We start from the raw sequence: 22,594 nt of genomic DNA, 5'->3' as shown, positions 1-22,594 counted from the left end.
CATCCCATCTCGAACGTCGCCACACAGGAGGCAACACCCATGAAGACACGCGCAGCAGTCATCCACGCCGTCGGCGAGAAGTGGGAGGTCCAGGACCTGGACCTCAACGAGCCGGGCGACAACGAGGTCCGCATCAAGGTCATGGCCAGCGGCCTGTGCCACTCCGACGACCACTTCGTGACGGGTGACCTCGCGGTCGACCTGCCGATGGTCGGCGGCCACGAGGGCGCCGGCATCGTCTAGGCCGTCGGCTCCAAGGTCACCAAGGTCAAGGTCGGCGACCACGTCGCGACGCTGTTCATCCCCGCGTGCGGCCAGTGCGAGTACTGCGCCCGCGGCATGCAGTACATCTGCAACAACGGCGCTGGCATGGAGACCGGCATGGGCATGGACGGCAGCGCGCACTTCCACGACGCCGAGGGCAAGGCCGTCGGCGGCGTGACCCGCCTCGGCACGTTCTCCAACTACCTGGTCTGTCACGAGATGCAGACGGTCAAGCTGCCCGAGGACATCCCGTTCGAGCTCGCCTGCCTCGCCTCGTGCGGCGTCGCCACCGGCTTCGGCGCAGCGGTCAACGGCGGCGTCAAGCCCGGCGACGTCGTGCTGGTCCTCGGCCTCGGAGGCGTCGGCGCCAACGCGGTGCAGGGTGCCCGCCACGCCGGAGCCGACCACGTCATCGTGATCGACCCCGTCGCCTACAAGCAGGAGCGGGCCGCCGACTTCGGCGCCACGGAGGCGTACGCCTCGATCCCCGACGCGCAGCAGCGCATCGACCACCTGACCAACGGCCAGGGCGTCGACGTCGCGATCATCACGGTCGGTCGCGTCGACGGCGACATCATCGGCGACGCGTTCCGCGCGGTCGGCAAGTCCGGCACCTGCGTGCTGGTCTCGGTCGGCCAGGCCGAGGCGGGCATCTCGATCAGCCCCCAGGACTTCACCAACTTCGCCAAGCACTTCCAGGGCGTCATGTACGGCAACTGCAACCCGACGGCCGACATCCCCAAGCTGCTGCAGATGTACAAGGACGGGACGCTCAAGCTCGACGAGCTCGTCACGCGCCGCTACTCGCTCGACGAGATCAACGAGGCCGTCGCCGACATGCACGCCGGTCGCAACATCCGCGGCGTCGTCGTCCACGAGCACTGAGCAACACCGAACCGAGGAGATCCATCACATGACTGTCACTGACACACCGATCGACGTCACCGCCCCGATCGAGCACACCCAGCTGCTGATCGGTGGCGAGTTCGTCGATGCCCTCGACGGCAAGGTGTTCGACACGATCAACCCCTCGACCGGCGAGGTCATCACGCAGGTGGCCGAGGGAAGCGCCGCCGACGTCGACCGCGCCGTCGCGGCCGCCCGCGAGGCGTTCGAGAACGGGCCGTGGGCACGCATGAAGCCCAACGAGCGTGCTGCCGCGATCTGGCGCCTCGGCGACCTGCTCATGGCGGACGCTGCCGAGATGGGTCGCATCGAGACCCTCGACCAGGGCAAGCCCTACGCCTACGCGATGGGCGGCGACGTGCCGTCGGCCGCGGGCCTGTTCCACTACATGTCGGGCTTCGCGACCAAGCTCGAGGGATCGACGATCCCGATCTCGGCGCCCGGCAACTTCCACACCTACACGCGTCGCGAGGCGCTCGGTGTCGTCGGCCTGATCGTGCCGTGGAACTTCCCGCTGACGATCAGCGCCTGGAAGCTCGCCCCGGCCCTCGCCGCCGGCAACACGGTCGTGCTCAAGCCGGCCGAGGCGACGCCGCTCTCGGCGCTGCGGCTCGGTCAGCTGGCCCTCGAGGCAGGCTTCCCGCCCGGCGTCTTCAACGTCGTCAACGGCTACGGCTCCACCGTCGGCCAGCGTCTGGCCGAGCACCCGGGTGTCGACAAGGTCTCGTTCACCGGGTCGACCGCGACGGGCCGCCGCATCCTCGACGCCGCGAAGGGCAACCTCAAGCGGGTGACGCTGGAGCTCGGTGGCAAGAGCGCCAACATCATCTTCCCGGACGCCGACATCGAGGCAGCGATCGCCGGCTCGTCGGCCGGCATCTTCTACAACGCCGGCCAGGCGTGTGCCGCGGCCTCGCGCCTCTACGTGCACGACGCTGTCTATGACGAGGTCATCGCGGGCATGGCCGAGAAGGCCCAGCAGATCAAGGTCGGCGACGGCTTCGACCCGACCAGCGAGATCGGCCCCGTCGCGAGCAAGGAGCACTTCGAGCGCGTCAGCAGTTATCTCGAGGTCGGCAAGGGCGAGGGCGAGGTCGTCACCGGCGGTGCCCGTATCGGCGAGCGCGGCTACTTCATCGAGCCGACGATCTTCGCCGGCGCCGCAGCCGACTCGCGCATCATCAAGGAGGAGATCTTCGGTCCCGTCGTCGTGGCGACCCGCTTCACCGACACCGACGAGGTGCTCGCGCAGGCCAACGACACCCGGTACGGCCTCGCCTCCGGCGTCTGGACCAGCAACGTCGCGACGGCCCACTCGGTCGCCGCACGCATCCAGGCCGGCACGGTCTGGGTCAACTCCTACGGTGTGTTCGACCCGTCGATGCCGTTCGGCGGCATGAAGGAGTCGGGCTGGGGTCGCGAGATGGGTCACGACGTCATGCACGACTACACCGACGTCAAGACGGTGTGCGTCAACATCGATGGCTGACACCTTCAAGGTGGACGGCGTCCTGCCGATCGACCGCAGCAACCTGACCCTCGCCGACAAGGTCGAGGCTCGGCTGCGCGAGCAGATCGTGCAGGGCGAACGTCCCACCGGCTCCCGCCTCAACGAGGTCGAGATCGCTGCCGATCTCGGCGTCAGTCGCGGCCCCGTGCGCGAGGCGCTCCAGCGTCTCGCGCACCACGGGCTCGTGACGCTGGAGTCGCACCGCGGTGCGTTCGTGCGGCGCCTCGACCTCGGCGAGGTGCGTGAGCTGTTCGAGCTGCGCATCGCGCTGGAGTGCGAGGCCGCCGAGCTGGCCGCGGTGCGCATCGACCGCGTCGGTCTCAACGAGCTCGCCCAGCTGCAGGAGCACTCGGTGTCCGAGGTGCGGCAGGGCCCGCGCCCCGGGGTGTTCGACACCCTCGACGTCCACGACCTGATCGTGCGTCACGCCGGCAACGAGCGGCTGGAGCAGGCCGTCACCCAGGTCAACATCGAGCTGCGGCTCGCCCGGTCGCGCTCCGGCGCGACGGGCCAGCGAGCCCGCGAGGCGGTCGACGAGCACCGCCAGCTCATCACGGCCCTGACGTCCAGGGACCCCGAGGGCGCGCGCGTCGCGATGAAGTCGCACCTGACCGCGTCCCTCCAGAACACCATGCAGATGCTGCAGACCGTCGACGGTCCGGCGAGCGAAGGAGCACCCCGTGCCTGACACCCTCTTCACCCCGTGGAAGCTCGGCGGGATCGAGCTGTCCAACCGCGTCGTCATGGCGCCGATGACCCGCAACCGGGCCGACGTCGACGGCGTCCTGCCCGAGAGCGCCGTCGAGTACTACCGCCAGCGCTCGTGCGCCGGCCTGATCGTCTCCGAGGCGACGCAGCCGAGCGCCGCGGGACAGGGCTACCCGGGCACGCCCGGCCTGCACACCGACGCCCAGCAGGAGGTGTGGTCGCGGGTCGCCGAGGCGGTGCACTCCGCAGGCGGACGCATCTTCGTGCAGCTCATGCACACCGGTCGCATCGGCCACCCGTCACTGCTGCCCGACGGCGGACCCCTGCTGGCGCCGAGCGCCGTGCGGGCCGACCTCGAGGTGGCGACGGCCGACGGCGAGATGGTGCCGGCGCCCGAGCCGAAGGCCATGACCCTCGACGAGATCCGGCAGACGATCGAGGACTACGCCTCGTCCGCCGCAAGGGCCGTGGCCGCCGGCGCCGACGGCATCGAGATCCACGCCGCCAACGGCTACCTGCCCCACCAGTTCCTGTCGCCGGGCACCAACGTCCGCGACGACGAGTACGGCGGGTCGCCCATCAACCGCGCCCGGTTCGTGGTCGACGTGGCCCGCGCCTCGGCCGCACGGATCGGTGCCGACCGGGTCGGCATCCGCATCTCGCCCGGCGGCAAGTTCAACGACATGGCCGACCGCGACAACGAGGACACCTACCTCGCGCTGGTCGACGAGCTGGCCGGCGACGGCTTCGCCTACCTGCACACCCTCCGCGGACGGACCACGGTGCTGCACGAGGAGCTGCGTCGCCGGTGGCCGACGACCTACGTCGTCAACACCGGCTACGGCGGCTCGAGCGAGATCGACGAGGTCGGACCGATCGTCGAGGGCGGCGTGGCCGACCTCGTGAGCGTCGGCCGGCTGTTCATCTCCAACCCCGACCTGGTCGACCGGTGGAAGTCCGGCACCGCCCGGGCCGATTGGGACGAGGACACGTTCTACACCGGCGGCGACCGCGGCTACATCGACTACCCCAGCGCATCCACGCAGGACTGAGAGGAATCACCATGTTCGACCTGAACGGCAAGGTTGCCATCGTCACCGGAGGAGCGTCGGGCATCGGCGCCGCGACCGTCGAGGTGCTCAAGGGCGCCGGGGCGACCGTCATCGCCTGGGACCTCAACGAGGCGCCCGGCGTCGTCGGCACCGACATCACCAGCACGGCGTCGGTCGAGGCGGCCGCGGCTGCAGCGCTCGCCGAGCACGGGCAGGTCGACATCCTGGTCAACTGCGCCGGCATCATCACCGCCAACCTGCCGGCGCAGGAGGTCGACGCCGACGACTTCCGTCGCACGTACGACGTCAACGTCGTCGGGTCGTTCAACACCAGCAAGGCGCTCTACGCGGCGCTCAAGGCGTCCGGCGCCGGTGCGATCGTCAACGTGGCCTCGCAGGCCGCGCTCGTCAGCCTGCCCGACCAGTCGGCCTACTCCGCGTCGAAGGGTGCTGTCGCCGCCCTGACCCGCTCGCTGGCGATCGACTGGGCGGCCGACAACATCCGCGTCAACGCGGTGTGCCCCGGCTTCACGCTCACCCCGATGGCCAAGCAGCAGATGACCCCCGAGCTGGACGCCGCGGTGTCGCGCCGTGTGCCGCTCGGCCGCATGTTCGAGCCGGAGGAGATCGGTCAGACGATCGCCTACCTCGCCTCGTCGTGGGCCTCGGCCGTGACGGGCGTCGTCATGGCGGTCGACGGTGGCTGGACCGCCGGCGAGCCCGCCCTGCCGATGGGCGGCGAGTGATGGCCGGGCGGTTCGACGGCAAGATCGCCTGGGTCTCGGGCGCGAGCTCGGGCATCGGTCGGGGCGCCGCCGAGCGGCTGGCCGCCGACGGCGCGACGGTCCTGCTGCTGGGCCGTGACGAGGCACGCCTCGCCGAGGCTGCCGCGGCCGCGGGTCCCACGGCCGTCACCGCGGCGTTCGACGTCGCCTCGCAGGACGAGGTCGACGCCCACGTGCCCGGCCTGCTGGAGGCGCACGGCGCCCCGGACATCGTCGTCCACGCCGCCGGCATCACCGTCGTCGGCGCGCTCGACGCGTTGACGCCGCAGGAGTGGCACCACCAGATGGACGTCAACCTGACGAGCCTCTACCTGCTCAACCGCCACCTGTGGCCGGCGATGGTCCCGCGCGGCGGGTCGATCATCACGCTCGGCTCGACGGCGTCGTTCGCCGGCTTCGCCCAGGACGCCGCCTACGTCGCGTCCAAGGGAGCCATCCTCGCGATGACCAAGGCCATGGCTCTCGACGGCGGCCCGCACGGCATCCGCGTCAACGCGGTGTGCCCGGGCTTCATCCTGACGCCCAACCTGCAGGGCTACTTCGACGCCCAGGCCGATCCGGCCGCTGCTGCGGCCGGTGCGGGTGCTGCGGCGCCGCTGGGACGGATGGGGTCGCCGGCCGACATCGCTGGAGCCATCGCGTTCCTCGCGTCGGACGACGCCTCGTTCGTGACCGGCACGTCGGTGCTCGTCGACGGCGGCCTTCTCGCGAAGGTCCCCACCTGAGCCGCAGCACCGCCTCTGCACATCGTTGTCACCGCCGTCGCTGGCGGCGCGGAAGGAATCACCATGAGCACCGAGCAGTCCACCCCTGAGGTCGATGTCGACGTCGTCATCGTCGGAGCCGGAGGGGGTGGCCTCGCCGCTGCGCTCGCGGCGGCCGACGCCGGTGCGTCGGTCGTCGTGCTGGAGAAGCTCGACGCACCCGGCGGCAACACCGCGCTGTCGACCGGGTCGATCCCGGCGGCCGGATCACGGTTCCAGCGTGAGGCCGGCGTCGAGGACGACCCCGACCGCATGACGGCCGACCTGCTCCGCCAGAGCGGGCCCCACGAGGCCGAGCACCTGACGCGGCGACTCGCCGAGACCTCGGCCGCGCTGGTCGAGTGGCTCGTCGACGACCACGCGATCGGGCTGTCCCTGATCACCGACTACAAGCACGTCGGGCACACCGTCACGCGCCTGCACGCCCCCCGGTCGCGACGCGGCATCGACCTGTCGAACGACCTGGTCGCCGCCTGCCGGCGCGCCGGCGTCGACATCGTCACCGGCAACCCCGTCACCGAGCTCGTCGTCGAGGACGGTGCCGTGCGCGGTGTCGTGGTCGAGGGCGAGCGCACCGAGCGCCACGTCATCCGGGCCGGGGCCGTGGTGCTCGCGGCCAACGGCTTCGCCGCCAACCGCGACCTGGTGGCCCGCTGGGCGCCCGAGCTCGCGGGGCTGGAGTACTTCGGTGCCCACGGCTCGACGGGCGAGGCGATCGAGTGGGGTCTCGAGCTGGGCGCCACGATGCGCAACCGGTCGGCGTTCCAGGGCTACGCCGCGGTGGCCTATCCCCACGGCTCGATCCTGTCGTGGACGACGCAGGAGAAGGGCGGCGTCATCGTCGACTCGCGCGGCGTGCGCCTGGGCGACGAGATCGTCGGCTACTCCGGCTTCGCCGCCGAGGTGCTGACCGGGACGGCGCCCATCTGGGCGGTCTACGACGCGCGCATCCGCGACATCACCCTGCGCGAGGAGGAGTTCGCCGAGCTGGTCGAGATGGGCGGTGCCAAGGAGTGCGCCACGATCGACGACCTGGCCTCGGTCGTCGGGGTCGACGTCGAGGCCCTCCGCTCGACGCTCGACGCGTACGCCGCTGCGGCCCGGGGCGACGAGCCCGACTCGCACGGCCGTACCGACTTCGGCATCGCTCCGCTGGAGCCGCCCTACGTCGCGTCACGGGTCTCGCCCGGGCTGTTCCACACCCAGGGCGGGCTCGACGTCGACGACGACGCGCGCGTGCTGCGCGAGAACGGCTCTCCCGTCCCGGGTCTCTTCGCCGTCGGCGGTGTCGCGGCGGGCGTCAGCGGTCAGCAGGGTGGCCGGGGCTACTCGTCGGGCAACGGTCTGCTGACGGCGGTCGGGCTCGGCCGCCTGGCCGGGACCGCCGCTGCGGAAGGCCAGGCGTGACCGGCCTCCCCGCTGACTGGTCGGCGTGGCGTGCACGCCTCGCCGACCGGATCGACGGCCTCGACCCGACGACGCTGCTCACCGACGACCGGCTGCGGCGCAAGGCCGCCCTCGTGCTGATGGACGACCTCGCCGCGATGCTGGTCGGTGCCACGCACCCGGAGGTCGTCGCCCTCGGCCAGGCCTTCGCCTCGCCCATCGCGCCGGGCGAGTCGACGACCGTCCTCGGCGGACGGGGTGCCCGTGACAAGGCGGCCGCGGTCAACGCCGCCGCCGCCGGGTGGGACGAGCTCGACGAGGGCTATCGACCCGCCACCTGTCACGGCGGCCTCTACACCGTCCCGGCTGTCGTCGCCGAGGCCGAGGCCACCGGCGCCACGGTCGAGGAGGTCCTCGCGGCGGTCGTCGTCGGCTACGAGGTCGTCACGGCGTTCGCGCGGGCGTTCCCCGCTCCTCGTCCCCTGGTGCTGCACCCGCACGCGACGCTGTCGCCGATCGGCGCGGCCGCCGCCGTCACGTGGCTGCGCACGCGCGCCGGCGACCGGGTCATGGCCGCCGTCGACGTCGCGGCGACGATGTCGATGTCCGGGCCCTTCAGCCACGCCGTCTCCGGTGCACAGGTCCGCAACGCCTGGGCGGGCGCCGGGGCGGTGCTCGGCTTCCTGGCCTCCGACCTCGCGGCGGCCGGCCTGGGCGGAGAGCCGACCGGTGCGCTCGACGTGTTCGCGACGGGCTACGGCCATGCCGCCGACGAGCAGGAGCTCGCCCGGACGTCGACCGGCTGGGCGATCATGGACGGCTATCACAAGGTCTATGCGGCGTGTCAGTACACGCACTCGGCGCTGGAGGCCTCGCTCGAGCTCGCGCAGGCGGGGCTCGCCGACGGCGACCCGCAGGGGATCACCGAGATCGTCGTTGCGACGCACCCGCTGGCCTCCTCCCTCGACAACGCCGATCCGCAGACGTCCTTGGCGGGCAAGTTCTCGATGCCGCACGTCGTCAGTGCGGTGCTGGCGACCGGACGCACCGACCCGACGGTGTTCGACGAGTCCCTGCTCCACGACGCCACGGTCGCCCGGCTGCGCCCGCTCGTGCGCCTCGAGGCCTTCGAGCCGCTGCCCGACGCGCCGCACGACCGTCCGGCCCGGGTCACGGTCCGGCGGGCGGACGGTACGGAGCGCGAGGTCGTCGTCCTCAGCGCGGTCGGCGGACCGGACCGTCCCCTCGGCGAGGAGCAGGTGCTCGACAAGATCAGCGGCCTGACCACGGCGGCACCGGCGTTCGCCACGATCGCCCGTGAGCTGGTCGCCACCCGCTCCCGGGACACCGATCCGTGGAGCTCGCTGATCGGTGAGGCGTGGCAGCGATGACGTCGTCCGGCCGGGCCCCCAGCATCACGACCGACCTCGTCGCCCGGGCGCGAGAGCTGCACCAGGCGGTGCCGCCCCCCGTGATCGACTCAGCCCGGCTGCACCTGCTCGACGCGCTGGGCGTGGGCGCGCTGGGTGCCAGACGCGGACCGTTGCAGGGGCTGGCCCGGCTCGCCGGCGGCGTCAACGGGGGAGGACGGTCGTCGGTGCTGGGCTCCACGGCCGCTGCGCCGGCGCCCGTCGCGGCCCTGGTCAACGGGTCCTACATCCACTCCCTCGAGTTCGACGACACCCACGTGGCCTCGGTGATGCACGGCAGCGCCACGCTCGCCCCCGCTGCGCTCGCCGTGGCGCAGGAGGTCGGGGCGGACGGTGCGACGATGCTCTCGGCCTACGCGCTCGGCTGGGAGCTGCTGATCCGCATGGGTCTCGCGAGCCCCGGCACGCTGCAGGACCGCGGCTTCCAGACCACCTCGGCGGCGGGCCCGTTCGCGGCCGCGCTCGTGTCGACCCTCATCAGCGGCGACGCCGAGCAGGTCGCGGTCGATGCCCTGGGCATTGCCGGCAGCCAGCCCGGCGGGACGTTCGCCTTCCTCGCCGACGGCGACACCGTGAAGGCCGGGCAGCCCGCCTGGGCCGCCCACTCAGGTCTCTGGGCGGCCGAGCTCGCGCGCGCGGGCATGACCGGCCCGGCGCAGGTTCTCGAGGGTCCCCGCGGCTTCTTCGCCCTCTACGCCGGCGATCCCGGCGCGCCGGAGCGGCTCCGCGCCGAGCTGGAGACGCTCGGCAAGCGGTGGCACCTGCCCGACGCGGCCTTCAAGCTCATCCCGTGCTGCCACTTCATCCATCCCTTCGTCGAGGCGCTCGGTCTGCTGCTCGACGACGGTCTGCGCACCGCTGAGATCGCCGGCATCCACTGCCACGTGCCGCGCGGCGCGGTGCCGGTCGTCGCCGATCCGTGGCCGGAGCGTCAGGAGCCCCGCACGCCGCACGACGCCCGGTGGAGCCTGCCGTACGTCCTCGCCGGTCGCGCCGTCGACGGCCGGGTCGACCTCGACCTGTTCAGCACGCCGATCGGTGGTGAGCGGCTCGACCTCTCGCGCCGCATCACCCACGAGGTGTGGGACGACTCGGGCTTCCCTGCGGTCTTCCCGGCGCGGATCGAGGTCACGACGACCGACGGGCGCGTGCTCGAGTCGACCGTCGACGACGTCATCGGCGGCGCCGGACGCCCGGTGGGGCGCGAGGCCGTGCTGGCGAAGGCGCGGGCCAACCTGGCGGGGGCCGGGCTGGCGGACGATCAGGTCGAGCTGGTCGTGAGCGAGCTCATCGACGCGCCGTCGCCGGATCCGGTGCGGGTGGGCGCGGCCCTCGCGACCGCAGCCGGGTGATCGCGACACCGAGCAGGCACAGGGCGCCGCCGACGAACGCCAGGGCTGCCGGCACCTCGTCGAGCACGGCCCACGAGATCAGGGTGGCGACGGCGGGAACGAGGTAGGTGGTCGACGCGGCCTGGCCCGCCGAGATGCGCTGCAGCGCGTAGGACCAGGTGGTGAAGCCGATCGCCGTGGGGAAGACCCCGAGGTAGACCAGCCAGAGCAGGTCGTGCAGCGAGGCGCCGGCCACCTCGTCGACCAGCGCCGGCGCGAACGGCAGGCAGGCGACGGCGCCGATGACGCAGCCGAGCCAGACGCACATGATGGGGCTGACGAACGCCAGCGCAGGCTTCTGCACCAGCGCGCCGGTGGCGTAGAAGACCGCCGCGAGCACGCACAGCACGACACCGGTCGTGCTGGCGGTGTCAACGGCGGTGGAGTCCTGGTCGGTGCTGAGAGCGATGAGCGCCACGCCGCTGAACGCGACGACCATGCCGACGATCAGCGGCCGGGGGAAGCCCTCCTTGAGGACGACACCGGCGAGCAGGGCGACGAGGGCCGGCCCGATGTTGACGATGAGCGCCGTGGTGCCGGCGTCGAGATCGCGCTCGGCGGCGTTGAGCGCGATGTTGTAGGCGACCGACCAGGTCAGGCCGTAGATCGCGACGAGCAGCAGACCACGGCCGCGGGGGATCGTGCGACGGCTCGGTCGTGCCAGCAGGGCCAGCGCGACGGCGCCGATCACCAGGCGTCCGAGGGTGAGCGAGCCGGGCGAGAACGTGTCGCCGACCGCACGGATGCCGACGAAGGCAGACGCCCACAGCAGGACCGTGACGAGCATCGCGGGCAGCGAGAGGTCGCGGTCGGTCTTCACGGCTCCACGCTAGTGACGCCTGCAGACCAGGACGAGCGGATTTCGGCCATCCACCCCGAGAACCGGCCGAGATCGACGACGGACCCGCCCCCGCGAGCGGGAGACGGGTCCATCGGGGTCGGTGCGACCTACTCGGTCTGGCCGCCGTCGGAGCCGAGCGTGACCTCGGCCTCCGCCTTCTTGCCGTCGCGGGTGTAGGCCAGCGTGATCTTCTCGCCGGGGTTGAACCCGCGGACCGCGGCGACGAGCGCCTCGGAGCTGGGGATCAGCGCGCCGTTGACCGCCGTGATGACGTCGCCCTTCTCGAGCCCGGCGTCAGCGCCTGCTCCTCCGGCGGTGAGCTCCTTGACCTCGGCGCCGATGCCGGTGATGCCGTCCTCGCCGAGGAAGTTGTCGACGCTCACACCGATCTGCGCGTGCTCGACCTTCTTGCCGTCGAGCAGCTGCTTGCCGACGTTCTTGGCCAGGTCGATCGGGATCGCGAACCCGAGGCCGATCGATCCGGCGTCGCCCGACGTCGTGGTGCCGGAGCGAATCGCGGAGTTGATCGCGATGACGTTGCCCGACAGGTCGACCAGCGGACCGCCGGAGTTGCCCGGGTTGATGGCCGCGTCGGTCTGGACCGCGGGGAACGTCGTCGGAGTGCCGCTGCCCGAGCCGTCGGACGACGAGACAGGGCGGTTGAGGGCCGAGATGATGCCCTGCGTCACGGTGCTCTCGAGGCCGAACGGGGAGCCGATCGCGACGACCTCCTGGCCGACCTTGAGATCGGCCGAGCTGCCGAGCGTGGCCGGCGTGAGACCGGTCTTGCCCTCGGCCTTGATGACCGCGAGGTCGGTCTTGGGGTCGGTGCCGATGATCTCGGCCTTGGTGTTGCTGCCGTCGCTGAAGGCGACCGTGATCGTGCCGCTGTCGCCGGCGACGTCGACGACGTGGTTGTTGGTGATGATCTCGCCGTCGTCGCTGATGATGATGCCCGTGCCGGATCCGGACTCGGTCGATCCCTTGACGTTGATCTGGACGACCGACGGGAGCACCTTCGTGGCGACCTGCTCGACCGCACCGGCGGGTGCCTTGGTCTGCGTCGCGTTGCTCTGGTTGTCGAGCGAGCTGACGGTCGTGCCGTCGCTTCCGCCGTCGTCGTTGGTCTGGTCGTAGGCGTAGGCCCCACCGAACCCGGCGCCGCCGGCGAGGACGGCCAGGGCGAGCACGCCGGCAAGCTTGCGTCCGCGACGCTTCGGCGGGGCAGCGACGCCACCACCGGTGCCGTCGCCACCGCGACCGTCGTCGTGGGTCGCGAACGGCGGCAGGGCCACGGTCTGCTCACGGTCGTCGTACGACGGGGCCGGCTGCGGGGTGCCCGTGGCCGACGTGGCGGCGGACGCCGAGACGGCTGCGGCAGCGGCGGCGAGCGGGTCGCCGCCGGCGCTGGCCGGAGAGGTCGATCCGCTGGGCTCGTAGCGGTGCGTGTAGTCGGCGGGGGCCGGCGCCGCGATCGGGGCCGCGGGCGGCGGGACGAACGCGGCCTCGTCGTGGGCCGCGGCCGGGACCTGGACGGTGGGCTCCTCGTCGACCGGCGGAGCGACGTAGGGCGCCGGGGTGGGCTGCGCGTCGGCGGGGGCGGCGGGCGCCTGCTCCGCGACGGGCTCGCTGACGACGGGCCGCTCAGCGGTGTCGGCCACGGGGGCCTGCGGGGCAGTGTCCTGCGGTGCAGGTGCCTGCGGGGCCGGGTCCTCGTCGCGGTTCGTCGGCGGGACGTAGGGCTGGGCGGCGAACGGATCGTTCGAATCGGTCATGGACATAGATTCTCGCCTATCACTGAGACTGATCTGAGAGTGGAGTGTGAGCGGCCGAAGAACCGGCAGGCGCTCAGTCGTCCTCGGGTGCCGGGGTCTCCGGCAGCGTGAGTGTGAACGTGGTTCCCTCACCGGCAGGGGACGAAACCTCCACGGTGCCGCCGTGTCGCTCGGCGGCCCGCTTGACGATCGAGAGGCCGAGTCCCGATCCGGGCAGCGTGCGTGCCTCGCTGGACCGGTAGAACCGGTCGAAGATGTGCGGCAGGTCCTCGGGCTGGATGCCGGGTCCCTCGTCGCGGACGGTCAGCACGCCGTCGACGAGGCGCACGTGGATCGTGCCCTCCGGTGGGCTCCACTTGGCGGCGTTGTCGAGCAGGTTGGTGACGGCGCGCTCGAGCAGCTGCGGCTCCCCGATCACCATCCACGGGTGCACGTCGACGTCGAGGCTGACCTCGTGGGCGCGCAGGCGCACGCGGTCGGCGGCCTGGTTGACCACGTCGGCGAAGTCCAGCGGCTCGGGCGTTCGGGTCATGGGCTCGTCGCGGGCCAGCTCGACGAGGTCGCCGACCAGGGTCGTGAGCTCCTCCAGCTGCGCCCGGACGTCGTCCATGATCTCGTGACGCTGCTCGGCGGTGAGCTGTCGCTCGCTGCTGTCGGCGGCCTGCCCGATGAGCTCGATGTTGGTGCGCAGGCTCGTCAGCGGGGTGCGCAGCTCGTGCCCGGCGTCGGCGACGAGCTGACGCTGGCGCTCCTGCGACGCGTCGAGGGCCTGGAGCATCGCGTTGAACGACGTCGTGAGGCGCGCCAGCTCGTCGTGCCCGGTGACCTCGATGGGCTTGAGCTCGGACGTCCGCGCGACCCGCTCGGTCGCGGCGGTGAGCCGGCGGACCGGGCGCAGGCCGTTGGTCGCGACGCCCCAGCCGGCCAGACCCGCGATCGCGACGCCGGCGACGGTGCTCAGCAGCAGGATCAGCTGGAGCCGCTGCAGGGCGTGGTCGATCGACTCCATCGACTGGGCGACGACCAGTGCCGTGCCGCTCTTGGCCTGCACCGCGACGACGCGGTAGGGAGTGCCGTCGATCAGCACGGTGCGCATCGACCGGGGTCGCTGGCCGACCGAGACCTCGATCTCCTCATAGCTCTTGAACGCCGAGACCGTGGTGCGGTCGCTGCCGGCCGGCGCGAACAGGTCGCCGCCCTTGATGAGGAAGAACTGCACGTCGGCGATCTGCTGGAAGTACTTCGGCAGCCCGGCGTTGACGGCGGTGTCGGCGACGCCCGCCTCGACCGAGGCGGTCGCACGCCGCAGCATCGAGTCGTCCAGCGAGCTCTGGAACTCCGCCCGGACGATGACGTAGACCGCGGCGCTGACGACGCTGAGCGTCAGCGCCACCGACATCGACGTCAGGACCGCGACGCGCAGCCCGAGCGTCATCCGCCCGGTGACCTTCTGGAGCTCGCGGTGGACCGAGTCGATCACGGGGGAGTCTCGCGCAGGACGTACCCGACCCCCCGCACGGTGTGCAGCAGGCGCGGCTCGCCCTCGGCCTCGAGCTTGCGGCGGACGTAGCCGACGTAGACCTCGAGCGAGTTGGCCGTCGTCGGGAAGTCGAAGCCCCAGACCTCCTCGAGGATGAACGAGCGCTCCAGCACCCGCTTGGGGCGCTGCAGGAACAGCTCGAGCAGCGCGAACTCCGTGCGGGTCAGCGACAGCGACCGCTTGCCACGCGTGACCTCGCGCGTGACCGGATCGAGCGACAGGTCGGCGAACGTCAGGGGGGCTTCGTCAGGCTCGACCTCGGCGGCGCGAGACGAGCGGCGCAGCAGCGAGCGGATCCGCGCGAGCAGCTCCTCGAGCGCGAAGGGCTTGGTCAGGTAGTCGTCGGCGCCGGCGTCGAGCCCGTCGACGCGGTCGGACACCGCGTCGCGCGCGGTGAGCACGAGGATCGGCACGTCGTTGCCGGCGTTGCGCAGCGCGCGGGTGGCCTCGAGGCCGTCGAGCCTGGGCATCATGACGTCCATGACGATGGCGTCGGGGTTGATCTGCGGGACGCGGGCCAGCGCCTCGGCACCGTCCGAGGCGAGCTCGACGGTGTAGCCGTTGAACTCCAGGGACCGGCGCAACGAGTCGCGCACAGCACGGTCATCGTCGACGACAAGGATGCGCATGGGGGACAGTCTGCCCGTCATGCCTGAGGGAGTCCTGAGATCAGGCCGACAGGACGGAGCGTGCGGCGGCGGCCGCGCGGGCGCCGTAGGTGCCGCCGAAGAGGACCGCGTGCACGAGCAACGGGTGCAGCTGGTGCAGGGGGAGACGGTCGTGCCAGCCGTCGGCGAGCGGGGAGGCCTCGGCGTAGGCGTCGAGGATGCGCTGCAGGTGGGGTGCGCCGAACAGCGAGAGCATCGCGATGTCGGTCTCGCGGTGGCCGCCGTGCGCGGCCGGGTCGATGAGCCAGACGTCGCCGTCGGACCCCCACACCAGGTTGCCCGACCACAGGTCGCCGTGGATGCGGGCCGGCGGCTCGGCCGGACCGGCGAGGTCGTGGATGCGCCGCATCGCGGTCTCGATCGTGGCCGCCTCCTCCGCCGTCAGGGCCTCGCGGTCGACGGCGGCGCGGACGTAGGGCATGACGCGGCGGGACGCGAAGAACTCCGGCCAGGTCGGGAGGGTGCGGTTGGGCAGGGGGGCGAGCCCGATGTAGCCGTCGGTCGCGGCTCCGAACGCGTCGGCGCCGGCCGCGTGGGTCGTGGCGAGGTCGCGGCCGAAGCGCTCGGCGAGGTCGGGCGTCGGCTTGCCGGGCTCGATCCAGTCGACGACGAGGCAGTCGTCGGCGACGGCCAGCACCGACGGGACCTTGGCGCCGCCGGCCTCGGCCAGCCAGGCCAGGCCTTCGGCCTCACGGGCGAAGAAGCCCTCGGGGGCGTGCGGGCGCGTCTTGATGATGGCGCCGTGGCCGTCGGTCAGGCGCAGGCGGGTCGCGGTGCAGATGTCGCCGCCGGCCACCGGGGTCGTCGAGACGACGCCCAGGCCGAGGAGTGCCTCCGCCCGCGCAGCGGTGCCTGCCATGCGTGCCATGACGTCGACGTTACCGCGTGGGCGCGCGCGAGGTGCACGCTCGTCAGTCGTCGACGAGCGAGGGGAGCCGGGCGACGAGCTCGTCGGTGGTGCGCTCGATCATCGCGAGCACGTGGCGGAAGCCGTCGTCACCGCCGTACCACGGGTCGGGCACCTCGTCGTCGCCCTCTGCGGCGGCGGGGTCGAACTCGCGGAACATCCGCACCTGGGACTGCTGGGCGACGGTCGGCGCCTGGTCGGTCATGTCGGCGTGGTTGCTGTGGTCCATCGCCAGCAGGAGGTCGTTCTCGGCGTACCAGTCGGTCGAGAAGGTCCGCGCCCGGTGGCGCGACGGGTCGTAGCCGGCGTCGCGCAGCACGGCGGCCGCGCGGGGGTCCATCGGCTCGCCCTCGTGCCACCCGCCGGTGCCGGAGGACACGACCTCGACGCGGTCGTCGAGGCCCGCCTTCGCCAGGCGGTCCTCCAGGACGACGTGGGCCATCGGCGATCGGCAGATGTTGCCGAGGCAGACCAGGGCGACGCGGTAGGCCACGATCAGTCGCGGTAGACCCGGACGTCCCGCTTCGGCGGGTTGACGAACGCGCCGACGATCGACTGGCTGACGGAGATGACGATCGAGGCCAGGACGGCCCAGCCGAAGCTCTCGACGTAGAAGGCGACGTCGAACAGGTCGGCGATCTTCTCGGTCAGGAGCAGCAGCAGGGCGTTGATGATCAGCAGCGCCAGGCCGAGCGTGATGATGATGAAGGGCAGCGACAGGACCTTGACGACGGGGCCGACGATGCTGTTGACGATCGTGAAGAACAGGGCGACGACGAGCACCGCGATGATCTGCGTCGAGGTCGAGTCACCGGAGTTGCCGATGCTCATGTGGTCGCCGAGCAGCCAGGCCGCGACGGACAGGGCCACGGCGCTGACGAGCCAGGTCGAGAGGAAACGCTCCATGGAGTGATTGTTGCACCCTGTCCCGCCCGGGGGCCCGCGTCAGGGCGGCGGGATCGTCAGCTCGACCCTGCGCGAGGTCTGGGCCAGCACGATGCCGCTGAGCACCGCCACGACGCCGACGAGCTGCACGGCGGTCAACGACTCGCGGAACCACGCCCACCCGAGGACCGTGGCGATGACCGGCTCGAGCATCGACACGACGGTCACGATCGTGGCCGGCAGGTGCCGCAGCGACACCATCATGAGGAAGAACGGCACGACGGTGCCCATCAGGACGACGACCCCGATGGCGACCCACGGGCTGACCGCATGGTCGTCGAGACGGCCCAGCAGCGAGGTGCTGCCGGGCAGGTCGGGGGTCGTCCACACCGGCTCGATCAGGTTCATCGCGACGGTCGCGACGACGAAGGCCCACAGGATGACGCGCAGCGGATCGTCGAAGCCGACGTTGTGCTCACCCAGCAGGAAGTACGTCGCGAAGCACACCGCTGCCAGCAGCGCCATGACGACGCCGAGCCCGTCGAGCTCGAGGCCGTTCCAGACCTGGCCGACGACCGCGATGCCGGCGACCGCGAGGGCGACCGCCGCCCACATGCGGGGACGGACCGGCTCCCGGCGCACGAATCGCACCCACAGCACGACGAGCACCGGGGCGAGGTACTCGATCAGCAGGGCGATGCCGAGCGGCAGCCGGTCGATCGCGACGTTGTAGGTGAGCTGCAGGCCCGTGACGCCGACCAGCCCGAGGGCGATGACGAGCAGCAGCGCGGTGCCTCGCGGGCGCCGCAGCGCACTGCGCCGGAAGCACGCGGCGTACGCGACGAAGACCAGCGTCGCCGCGGTGATGCGCAGCGTCGTGAACGACTCGGGGCTCAGCCCGGCGCCCATCGCGACCCGCGAGACGCCGCCGTTGATGCCGAACAGGACGGCAGCGGTGACGACGAGCACGTAGCCGAGACGTGCGTGGGGGGCTGACACCAGATGATTCTGTCAGCCGGACCGCCCGGGACTACCGTGGGCTCATGAGCACCCCGCGCGCCAGGAAGGCGCTCGACGGGATCCCGGTCTACCGCCCGGGCAAGCCCGCCATCACCGAGGACCACAAGCTCTCGAGCAACGAGAACCCCTACGCGCCCCTGCCCGGCGTGATGGAGCGTGCCGCGGCCGAGCTGGGTCGCATCAACCGCTATCCCGACGCGGGCATGACGGCGCTCTACGAGGCCCTCGCCGAGCGGCTGGGGGTGTCTCCCGACCACCTCGCTGCCGGCACCGGATCGGTCGCGGTGCTGTTCTCCCTGCTCAACGCGCACCTCGAGGCCGGCGACGAGATCGTCTACGCCTGGCGCTCGTTCGAGGCCTATCCGATCGCGGCCGACCTCACAGGGGCCACCGCCGTCCGGGTTCCGCTCCGGCCGGACGCGACCCACGACCTCGACGCGATGGCCGCGGCGGTCACCGACCGCACCAAGGTCGTCCTGGTCTGCACGCCCAACAACCCCACGGGCCCGGTCGTGACGGCCGCCGAGCTCGAGACGTTCCTCGAGCGGGTGCCCGGCCACGTGCTGGTCGTGGTCGACGAGGCGTACGTGGAGTTCGTCCGCGACCCGGCGGCGGCGAGCGGGCTCGCGGCCCTGGCCGCGCACGACAACGTCGTGGTGCTGCGCACGTTCTCCAAGGCGTACGGGCTGGCGGGTCTTCGGGTGGGCTACGCGATCGCCCGGCCCGCGATCGCCGAGTCGATCCGCAAGGCGACGCCCCCGTTCGCGGTGACCGACCTGTCGCAGGTCGCGGCGGTCGCCTCGCTCGAGGCCCAGGCGGCGCTCGACGAGCGGGTCGAGGCGATCGTGCAGGAGCGGCAGGTGATGGTCGAGGCCCTGCGCGGGCAGGGCTGGGACGTCCCGGCGACGGAGGCCAACTTCGTCTGGCTGCCGCTCGGCGAGGCCGCGCTCGACTTCGCCGCGGCCTGCGACCCCGTCTCCGTCCGGCCGTTCGCGGGCGAGGGCGTGCGCATCAGCGTCGGCGCGCCCGAGGTCAACGCGCAGCTGATCGCGCTGGCGGGCGCGTGGAGGACCGCACGGGGTCGCTCGCCGCGAACATGACGTGACCCTCATGTCTTCGACTCGTTGAGGGGGGCAGGAGCGTCCCGAGTGGATCTGGGGTGCGGGGACGGCTACGGTGGTGCTGAGCGTGACGCCCGTCACGTTCGTGCGATCCTGACGACGTCCGCCACCCTGTGACACCGACGGATCGCAACTTCGACTCCGGAGCGGAGACCCCGCCTCCCGGGTGATTGAGGGAGACGCATGACCGACCCGTCTGACCACGCCGACGCCCCGCTCGTCCAGCTGCTGACGCCTGATGGCCGTCGCACCACGAGCCCCGGCTACATCTATGACGGCACGCTCGCCGACATCCAGGACCTCTACCGCGACCTGGTGATGACGCGCCGCCTCGACACCGAGGCCTTCGCGCTGCAGCGCCACGGCGAGCTCGGGCTCTGGCCCCCGGCGCTCGGCCAGGAGGCTGCCCAGGTCGGCTCCGCACGTGCGCTGCGCCCCCAGGACTTCGCCTTCCCGACCTACCGCGACCACGGCGTCGTGTGGTGCCGCGGCGAGGACCCGGTGCACCTGCTCGGCATCTTCCGGGGCTCGAGCCTCGGCGGCTGGGACCCCGCCGATCACCACGTCGCGCTCCCCAACATCATCATCGGCTCCCAGACGCTGCACGCGACGGGCTACGCGATGGCCCTCACGCTCGACGGGCTGGTCGGCACCGGCAACCCCGAGCGCGACGCCGCGTCGATCGCCTACCTCGGCGACGGTGCCACGAGCCAGGGCGACTTCAACGAGGCCCTCGACTGGGCCGCCGTGCACCAGGCGCCGGTCGTCTTCTTCTGCCAGAACAACCACTACGCGATCTCGGTGCCGCTCGAGCGCCAGACGCGGGTGCCGATCGCGCAGCGAGCCGACGGCTTCGGCCTGCCGGGCGTGCGGGTCGACGGCAACGACGTGCTCGCGTGCCACGCCGTGGTGACGGCGGCGCTGCAGCGGGCCCGCGACGGCCAGGGACCGACCCTCGTCGAGGCGGTCACCTACCGGATGGGCGCGCACACCACGTCGGACGACCCGACCCGCTATCGCGAGGCTGCCGAGGTCGAGGCGTGGAAGGCCAAGGACCCGGTCGAGCGGGTGCGCCTGCACCTCGTCGCCGAGGGAGTCCCCGACGAGTGGTTCCGGTCCGTCGAGGACGAGGCCGACGCGCTCGGGGTCCGGCTGCGCGAGGCGTGCCAGGACATCCCGGAGCCCGATCTCGCCGAGCTCTTCGACCACGTGTTCGTCGAGAGCACCGTCGAGAACGAGCAGCAGAAGGCCGAGTACGTCGCCTGGCGCGACTCGTTCGAGGGGAGCGTCGCATGAGCGAGCTGACGAAGATGACGATGGTCAAGGCCCTCAACTCGGGCCTGCGCGCGTCGATGGAGCACGACCCGAAGGTCATCGTCATGGGCGAGGACGTCGGACGCCTCGGCGGCGTCTTCCGGGTGACGGAGGGCCTGCAGAAGGACTTCGGCGAGGGGCGCGTGATGGACACGCCGCTCGCGGAGTCGGCCATCCTCGGCACCGCGATCGGCATGACGTTCCGGGGCTTCCGCCCGGTCGTCGAGATCCAGTTCGACGGATTCGTCTATCCCGCCTACGACCAGATCGTCAGCCAGGTCGCCCGCCTGCACTTCCGCAGCCGCGGCTCGGTGCGCATGCCGATCGTCATCCGCATCCCCTACGGCGGTGGCATCGGCGCCGTCGAGCACCACTCCGACAGCCCCGAGGCGCAGTTCGCGATGACGGCCGGCCTCAAGGTGGTCTCGTGCGCCGACCCGCACGACGCCCACTGGATGATCCAGCAGGCGATCGCCTCCGACGACCCGGTCGTCTTCATGGAGCCCAAGCGGCGCTACTGGGAGACCGGCATGGTCGACACGGCCGAGACCACGCTGCCGCTGCTGGCCTCGCGGGTCGTGAGGCCGGGGCGCGACGCGACCCTCGTCGCGTACGGGCCGATGGTCAAGACCTGCCTCGACTCGGCCGCCGCGGCCGCCGAGGAGGGCGTCGACATCGAGGTCATCGACCTGCGCACCCTCTCGCCGCTCGATCTCGGACCGGTGTTCGAGTCGGTGCGACGCACGGGTCGCGCCGTGGTCGTCCACGAGGCGGCGCGCACCCTCGGCCTGGGTGCCGAGGTCTCCGCCCGCATCACCGAGGAGTGCTTCTACGCGCTGGAGGCGCCGGTGCAGCGGGTCACGGGCTACGACATGCCCTATCCGCCGAGCCGCGTCGAGGACGAGTTCCTGCCGGGGCTCGACCGGATCCTCGACGCCGTCGACCGCGCCCGTGCGTACTGAGAGGGACGAGATGAGCGAGATGAGAGAGTTCAAGCTGCCCGACGTGGGCGAGGGCCTGACCGAGGCCGAGATCATCACCTGGCGTGTCGCCGTCGGCGACGTCGTCGCCATCAACGACATCCTCGTCGAGATCGAGACGGCCAAGTCGCTGGTCGAGCTGCCCAGCCCCTACGCCGGCGAGGTCCGCTCGCTCCTGGTGTCGGAGGGCGACACGGTGCAGGTCGGCACGCCGATCATCGCGATCGGTGGCGAGTCGCCGTCCGAGGTCTTCGGACGGGTCGAGACGGCGGGGGCCATCGTCGGCGGCGCCGATTCGTCCCACGCTGCGGCCGCCCCGGTCGCGGAGGCACCCGAGCGTCAGGCGATGCTCGTCGGCTACGGGCCGCGCACCGACGCCCCGGTGCGCCGTCGCCGGACGTTCGACGCCCCGGCGCGGGTCGCGTCGGTCGACGTCGAGAAGGTGCCGGAGCCGGTGGGGCGTCCGCTGGCCAAGCCGCCGGTCCGCAAGCTCGCCAAGGATCTCGGCATCGACCTGCGGCACGTCCCGTCGACCGGTGACGTCGTCACCCGCGCCGAGGTGCAGGCCTTCGCCGGCGCCCGGGACGAGCAGCCCGCGTCAGCGGCGCCGGTCGCGGCGTCGGTCGACGGCGACGAGACCCGCATCCCGATCAAGGGCGTCCGCAAGTTCACGGCCGAGGCGATGGTCCGCTCGGCGTTCACGGCGCCCCACGTCACGGAGTGGGTCACGCTCGACGTGTCCCGGACGATGGAGCTCGTCGCGACGTTGAAGAAGAACCGCGCGTTCGACGGCCTCAAGGTGTCGCCCACGCTGATCGTTGCCAAGGCGATCTGCCTCGCGATGCGCGGCACGCCTGAGCTCAACGCGCGGTGGGACGACGAGGCCCAGGAGATCGTCGTGAAGTCGTCGGTCAACCTCGGCATCGCCGCGGCGACCGAGCGCGGTCTCGTGGTGCCCAACATCGTGGGGGCCGACGCGATGTCGCTGGTCGAGCTCGCGACCGCGATCGGCGAGCTGACCGCCACAGCGCGTGCCGGGCGCACGCAGCCGGCGCAGATGGCCGGCGGCACGTTCTCGCTGACCAACATCGGCGTCTTCGGCATCGACGCCGGCACCCCGATCCTCAACCCCGGGGAGTCCGGCATCCTGGCGCTCGGGTCGATCGAGCGACGTCCGTGGGTCGACGAGCACGACCAGGTCGTGCCGCGCTGGGTCACGACGCTCGCGCTGAGCTTCGACCACCGGGTCGTCGACGGCGAGCAGGGGTCACGCTTCCTCGCCGAGGTCGCATCGATCCTGCGGGAGCCGGGGCTCGTCCTGGCCTACTAGACCAGACGGTGGGCGCC

At 71.9% G+C, this 22,594-nt stretch carries 21 protein-coding genes and 1 pseudogene; 14 read left to right on the top strand and 8 right to left on the bottom strand.

The features are described 5' to 3' along the window. Positions 1-39: 39 nt before the first annotated feature. The 10 genes and pseudogenes from HQK15_RS18410 to HQK15_RS03240 form a co-directional block, all read left to right on the top strand. Positions 40-495: pseudogene (locus HQK15_RS18410) on the top strand (alcohol dehydrogenase catalytic domain-containing protein); the annotation flags it as partial. Next, positions 484-1,149 carry a zinc-binding dehydrogenase gene (locus HQK15_RS03280; RefSeq protein WP_254450771.1) on the top strand — a complete coding sequence of 222 codons (666 nt, stop codon included), beginning with the start codon at positions 484-486 and terminating at the stop codon, positions 1,147-1,149. The pseudogene HQK15_RS18410 and the gene HQK15_RS03280, both read left to right, overlap by 12 nt. 28 nt (positions 1,150-1,177) lie before the next feature. Further along, positions 1,178-2,659 (top strand): aldehyde dehydrogenase family protein, encoded by a 1,482-nt coding sequence (locus HQK15_RS03275; RefSeq protein ID WP_173489978.1) that lies wholly within the window; start codon positions 1,178-1,180, stop codon positions 2,657-2,659. Then, entirely contained in the window at positions 2,652-3,368 is a 717-nt protein-coding gene (locus tag HQK15_RS03270) for a GntR family transcriptional regulator (protein ID WP_173489977.1), read from the top strand. Before HQK15_RS03275 ends, HQK15_RS03270 begins: the two co-directional genes overlap by 8 nt. Then, complete coding sequence (locus HQK15_RS03265; RefSeq protein ID WP_173489976.1) at positions 3,361-4,440, top strand: alkene reductase; 1,080 nt, start codon at positions 3,361-3,363, stop codon at positions 4,438-4,440. The genes HQK15_RS03270 and HQK15_RS03265 overlap by 8 nt, the downstream gene beginning before the upstream one ends. An 11-nt stretch (positions 4,441-4,451) precedes the next feature. Beyond that, positions 4,452-5,186: an SDR family NAD(P)-dependent oxidoreductase gene (locus HQK15_RS03260; RefSeq protein WP_173489975.1), complete on the top strand. Its 735-nt coding sequence runs from the start codon at positions 4,452-4,454 to the stop codon at positions 5,184-5,186. Beyond that, a complete protein-coding gene (locus HQK15_RS03255) occupies positions 5,186-5,950 on the top strand; it encodes an SDR family NAD(P)-dependent oxidoreductase (RefSeq protein WP_173489974.1) in 765 nt (254 codons plus the stop codon). Before HQK15_RS03260 ends, HQK15_RS03255 begins: the two co-directional genes overlap by 1 nt. A 63-nt stretch (positions 5,951-6,013) precedes the next feature. Continuing rightward, positions 6,014-7,396, top strand: coding sequence for an FAD-dependent oxidoreductase (locus HQK15_RS03250; protein ID WP_173489973.1), 1,383 nt, complete (start codon positions 6,014-6,016; stop codon positions 7,394-7,396). Beyond that, positions 7,393-8,766 (top strand): MmgE/PrpD family protein, encoded by a 1,374-nt coding sequence (locus tag HQK15_RS18970; RefSeq protein WP_173489972.1) that lies wholly within the window; start codon positions 7,393-7,395, stop codon positions 8,764-8,766. The genes HQK15_RS03250 and HQK15_RS18970 overlap by 4 nt, the downstream gene beginning before the upstream one ends. Beyond that, the gene (locus HQK15_RS03240) at positions 8,763-10,157 is read left to right on the top strand and encodes an MmgE/PrpD family protein (RefSeq protein WP_173489971.1); all 1,395 of its coding nucleotides are present in this window, start codon (positions 8,763-8,765) and stop codon (positions 10,155-10,157) included. Before HQK15_RS18970 ends, HQK15_RS03240 begins: the two co-directional genes overlap by 4 nt. On the opposite strand, the gene HQK15_RS03235 is transcribed toward HQK15_RS03240, so the two are convergent. The 8 genes from HQK15_RS03235 to HQK15_RS03200 all read right to left on the bottom strand — a co-directional run bounded on the left by HQK15_RS03235 (position 10,093) and on the right by HQK15_RS03200 (position 17,811). Next, positions 10,093-11,016: a DMT family transporter gene (locus tag HQK15_RS03235; RefSeq protein ID WP_367649047.1), complete on the bottom strand. Its 924-nt coding sequence runs from the start codon at positions 11,014-11,016 to the stop codon at positions 10,093-10,095. The genes HQK15_RS03240 and HQK15_RS03235 overlap by 65 nt on opposite strands. Before the next feature lie 128 nt (positions 11,017-11,144). Next, entirely contained in the window at positions 11,145-12,812 is a 1,668-nt protein-coding gene (locus HQK15_RS03230; RefSeq protein ID WP_217361329.1) for a S1C family serine protease, read from the bottom strand. 73 nt (positions 12,813-12,885) lie between these two features. Further along, the gene (locus tag HQK15_RS03225; RefSeq protein WP_367649046.1) at positions 12,886-14,292 is read right to left on the bottom strand and encodes a sensor histidine kinase; all 1,407 of its coding nucleotides are present in this window, start codon (positions 14,290-14,292) and stop codon (positions 12,886-12,888) included. After that, on the bottom strand, positions 14,289-14,981 hold the full coding sequence (locus HQK15_RS03220) for a response regulator transcription factor (RefSeq protein ID WP_173489970.1): 693 nt from the start codon (positions 14,979-14,981) through the stop codon (positions 14,289-14,291). The genes HQK15_RS03225 and HQK15_RS03220 overlap by 4 nt, the downstream gene beginning before the upstream one ends. A gap of 40 nt (positions 14,982-15,021) precedes the next feature. After that, the gene (locus HQK15_RS03215) at positions 15,022-15,888 is read right to left on the bottom strand and encodes a fructosamine kinase family protein (RefSeq protein WP_173489969.1); all 867 of its coding nucleotides are present in this window, start codon (positions 15,886-15,888) and stop codon (positions 15,022-15,024) included. Positions 15,889-15,931: 43 nt separating this feature from the next. After that, a complete protein-coding gene (locus tag HQK15_RS03210) occupies positions 15,932-16,420 on the bottom strand; it encodes a low molecular weight protein-tyrosine-phosphatase (protein WP_173489968.1) in 489 nt (162 codons plus the stop codon). Between the two features lie 2 nt (positions 16,421-16,422). Next, positions 16,423-16,833: a phage holin family protein gene (locus tag HQK15_RS03205; protein WP_173489967.1), complete on the bottom strand. Its 411-nt coding sequence runs from the start codon at positions 16,831-16,833 to the stop codon at positions 16,423-16,425. Between the two features lie 39 nt (positions 16,834-16,872). Further along, complete coding sequence (locus tag HQK15_RS03200; RefSeq protein WP_173489966.1) at positions 16,873-17,811, bottom strand: EamA family transporter; 939 nt, start codon at positions 17,809-17,811, stop codon at positions 16,873-16,875. A 44-nt stretch (positions 17,812-17,855) separates the two neighbouring features. On the opposite strand from HQK15_RS03200, the gene hisC reads away from it, so the two are divergent. From hisC to HQK15_RS03180, 4 genes are all read left to right on the top strand, one after another. Next, positions 17,856-18,932 carry a histidinol-phosphate transaminase gene (gene hisC / locus HQK15_RS03195; protein ID WP_173489965.1) on the top strand — a complete coding sequence of 359 codons (1,077 nt, stop codon included), beginning with the start codon at positions 17,856-17,858 and terminating at the stop codon, positions 18,930-18,932. Between the two features lie 204 nt (positions 18,933-19,136). After that, the gene (gene pdhA, locus HQK15_RS03190; protein ID WP_173489964.1) at positions 19,137-20,249 is read left to right on the top strand and encodes a pyruvate dehydrogenase (acetyl-transferring) E1 component subunit alpha; all 1,113 of its coding nucleotides are present in this window, start codon (positions 19,137-19,139) and stop codon (positions 20,247-20,249) included. Beyond that, the gene (locus HQK15_RS03185; RefSeq protein WP_173489963.1) at positions 20,246-21,229 is read left to right on the top strand and encodes an alpha-ketoacid dehydrogenase subunit beta; all 984 of its coding nucleotides are present in this window, start codon (positions 20,246-20,248) and stop codon (positions 21,227-21,229) included. The genes pdhA and HQK15_RS03185 overlap by 4 nt, the downstream gene beginning before the upstream one ends. 10 nt (positions 21,230-21,239) lie before the next feature. Further along, on the top strand, positions 21,240-22,577 hold the full coding sequence (locus HQK15_RS03180) for a dihydrolipoamide acetyltransferase family protein (RefSeq protein ID WP_437340237.1): 1,338 nt from the start codon (positions 21,240-21,242) through the stop codon (positions 22,575-22,577). Positions 22,578-22,594 lie beyond the last annotated feature (17 nt).

Origin of the sequence: Aeromicrobium stalagmiti (genome assembly GCF_013283745.1) — a bacterium.
Classification (GTDB): domain Bacteria; phylum Actinomycetota; class Actinomycetes; order Propionibacteriales; family Nocardioidaceae; genus Aeromicrobium; species Aeromicrobium stalagmiti.
The sequence above is the reverse complement of the archived record's forward strand: the minus strand, read 5'-3'. Positions and strand labels throughout refer to the sequence as shown.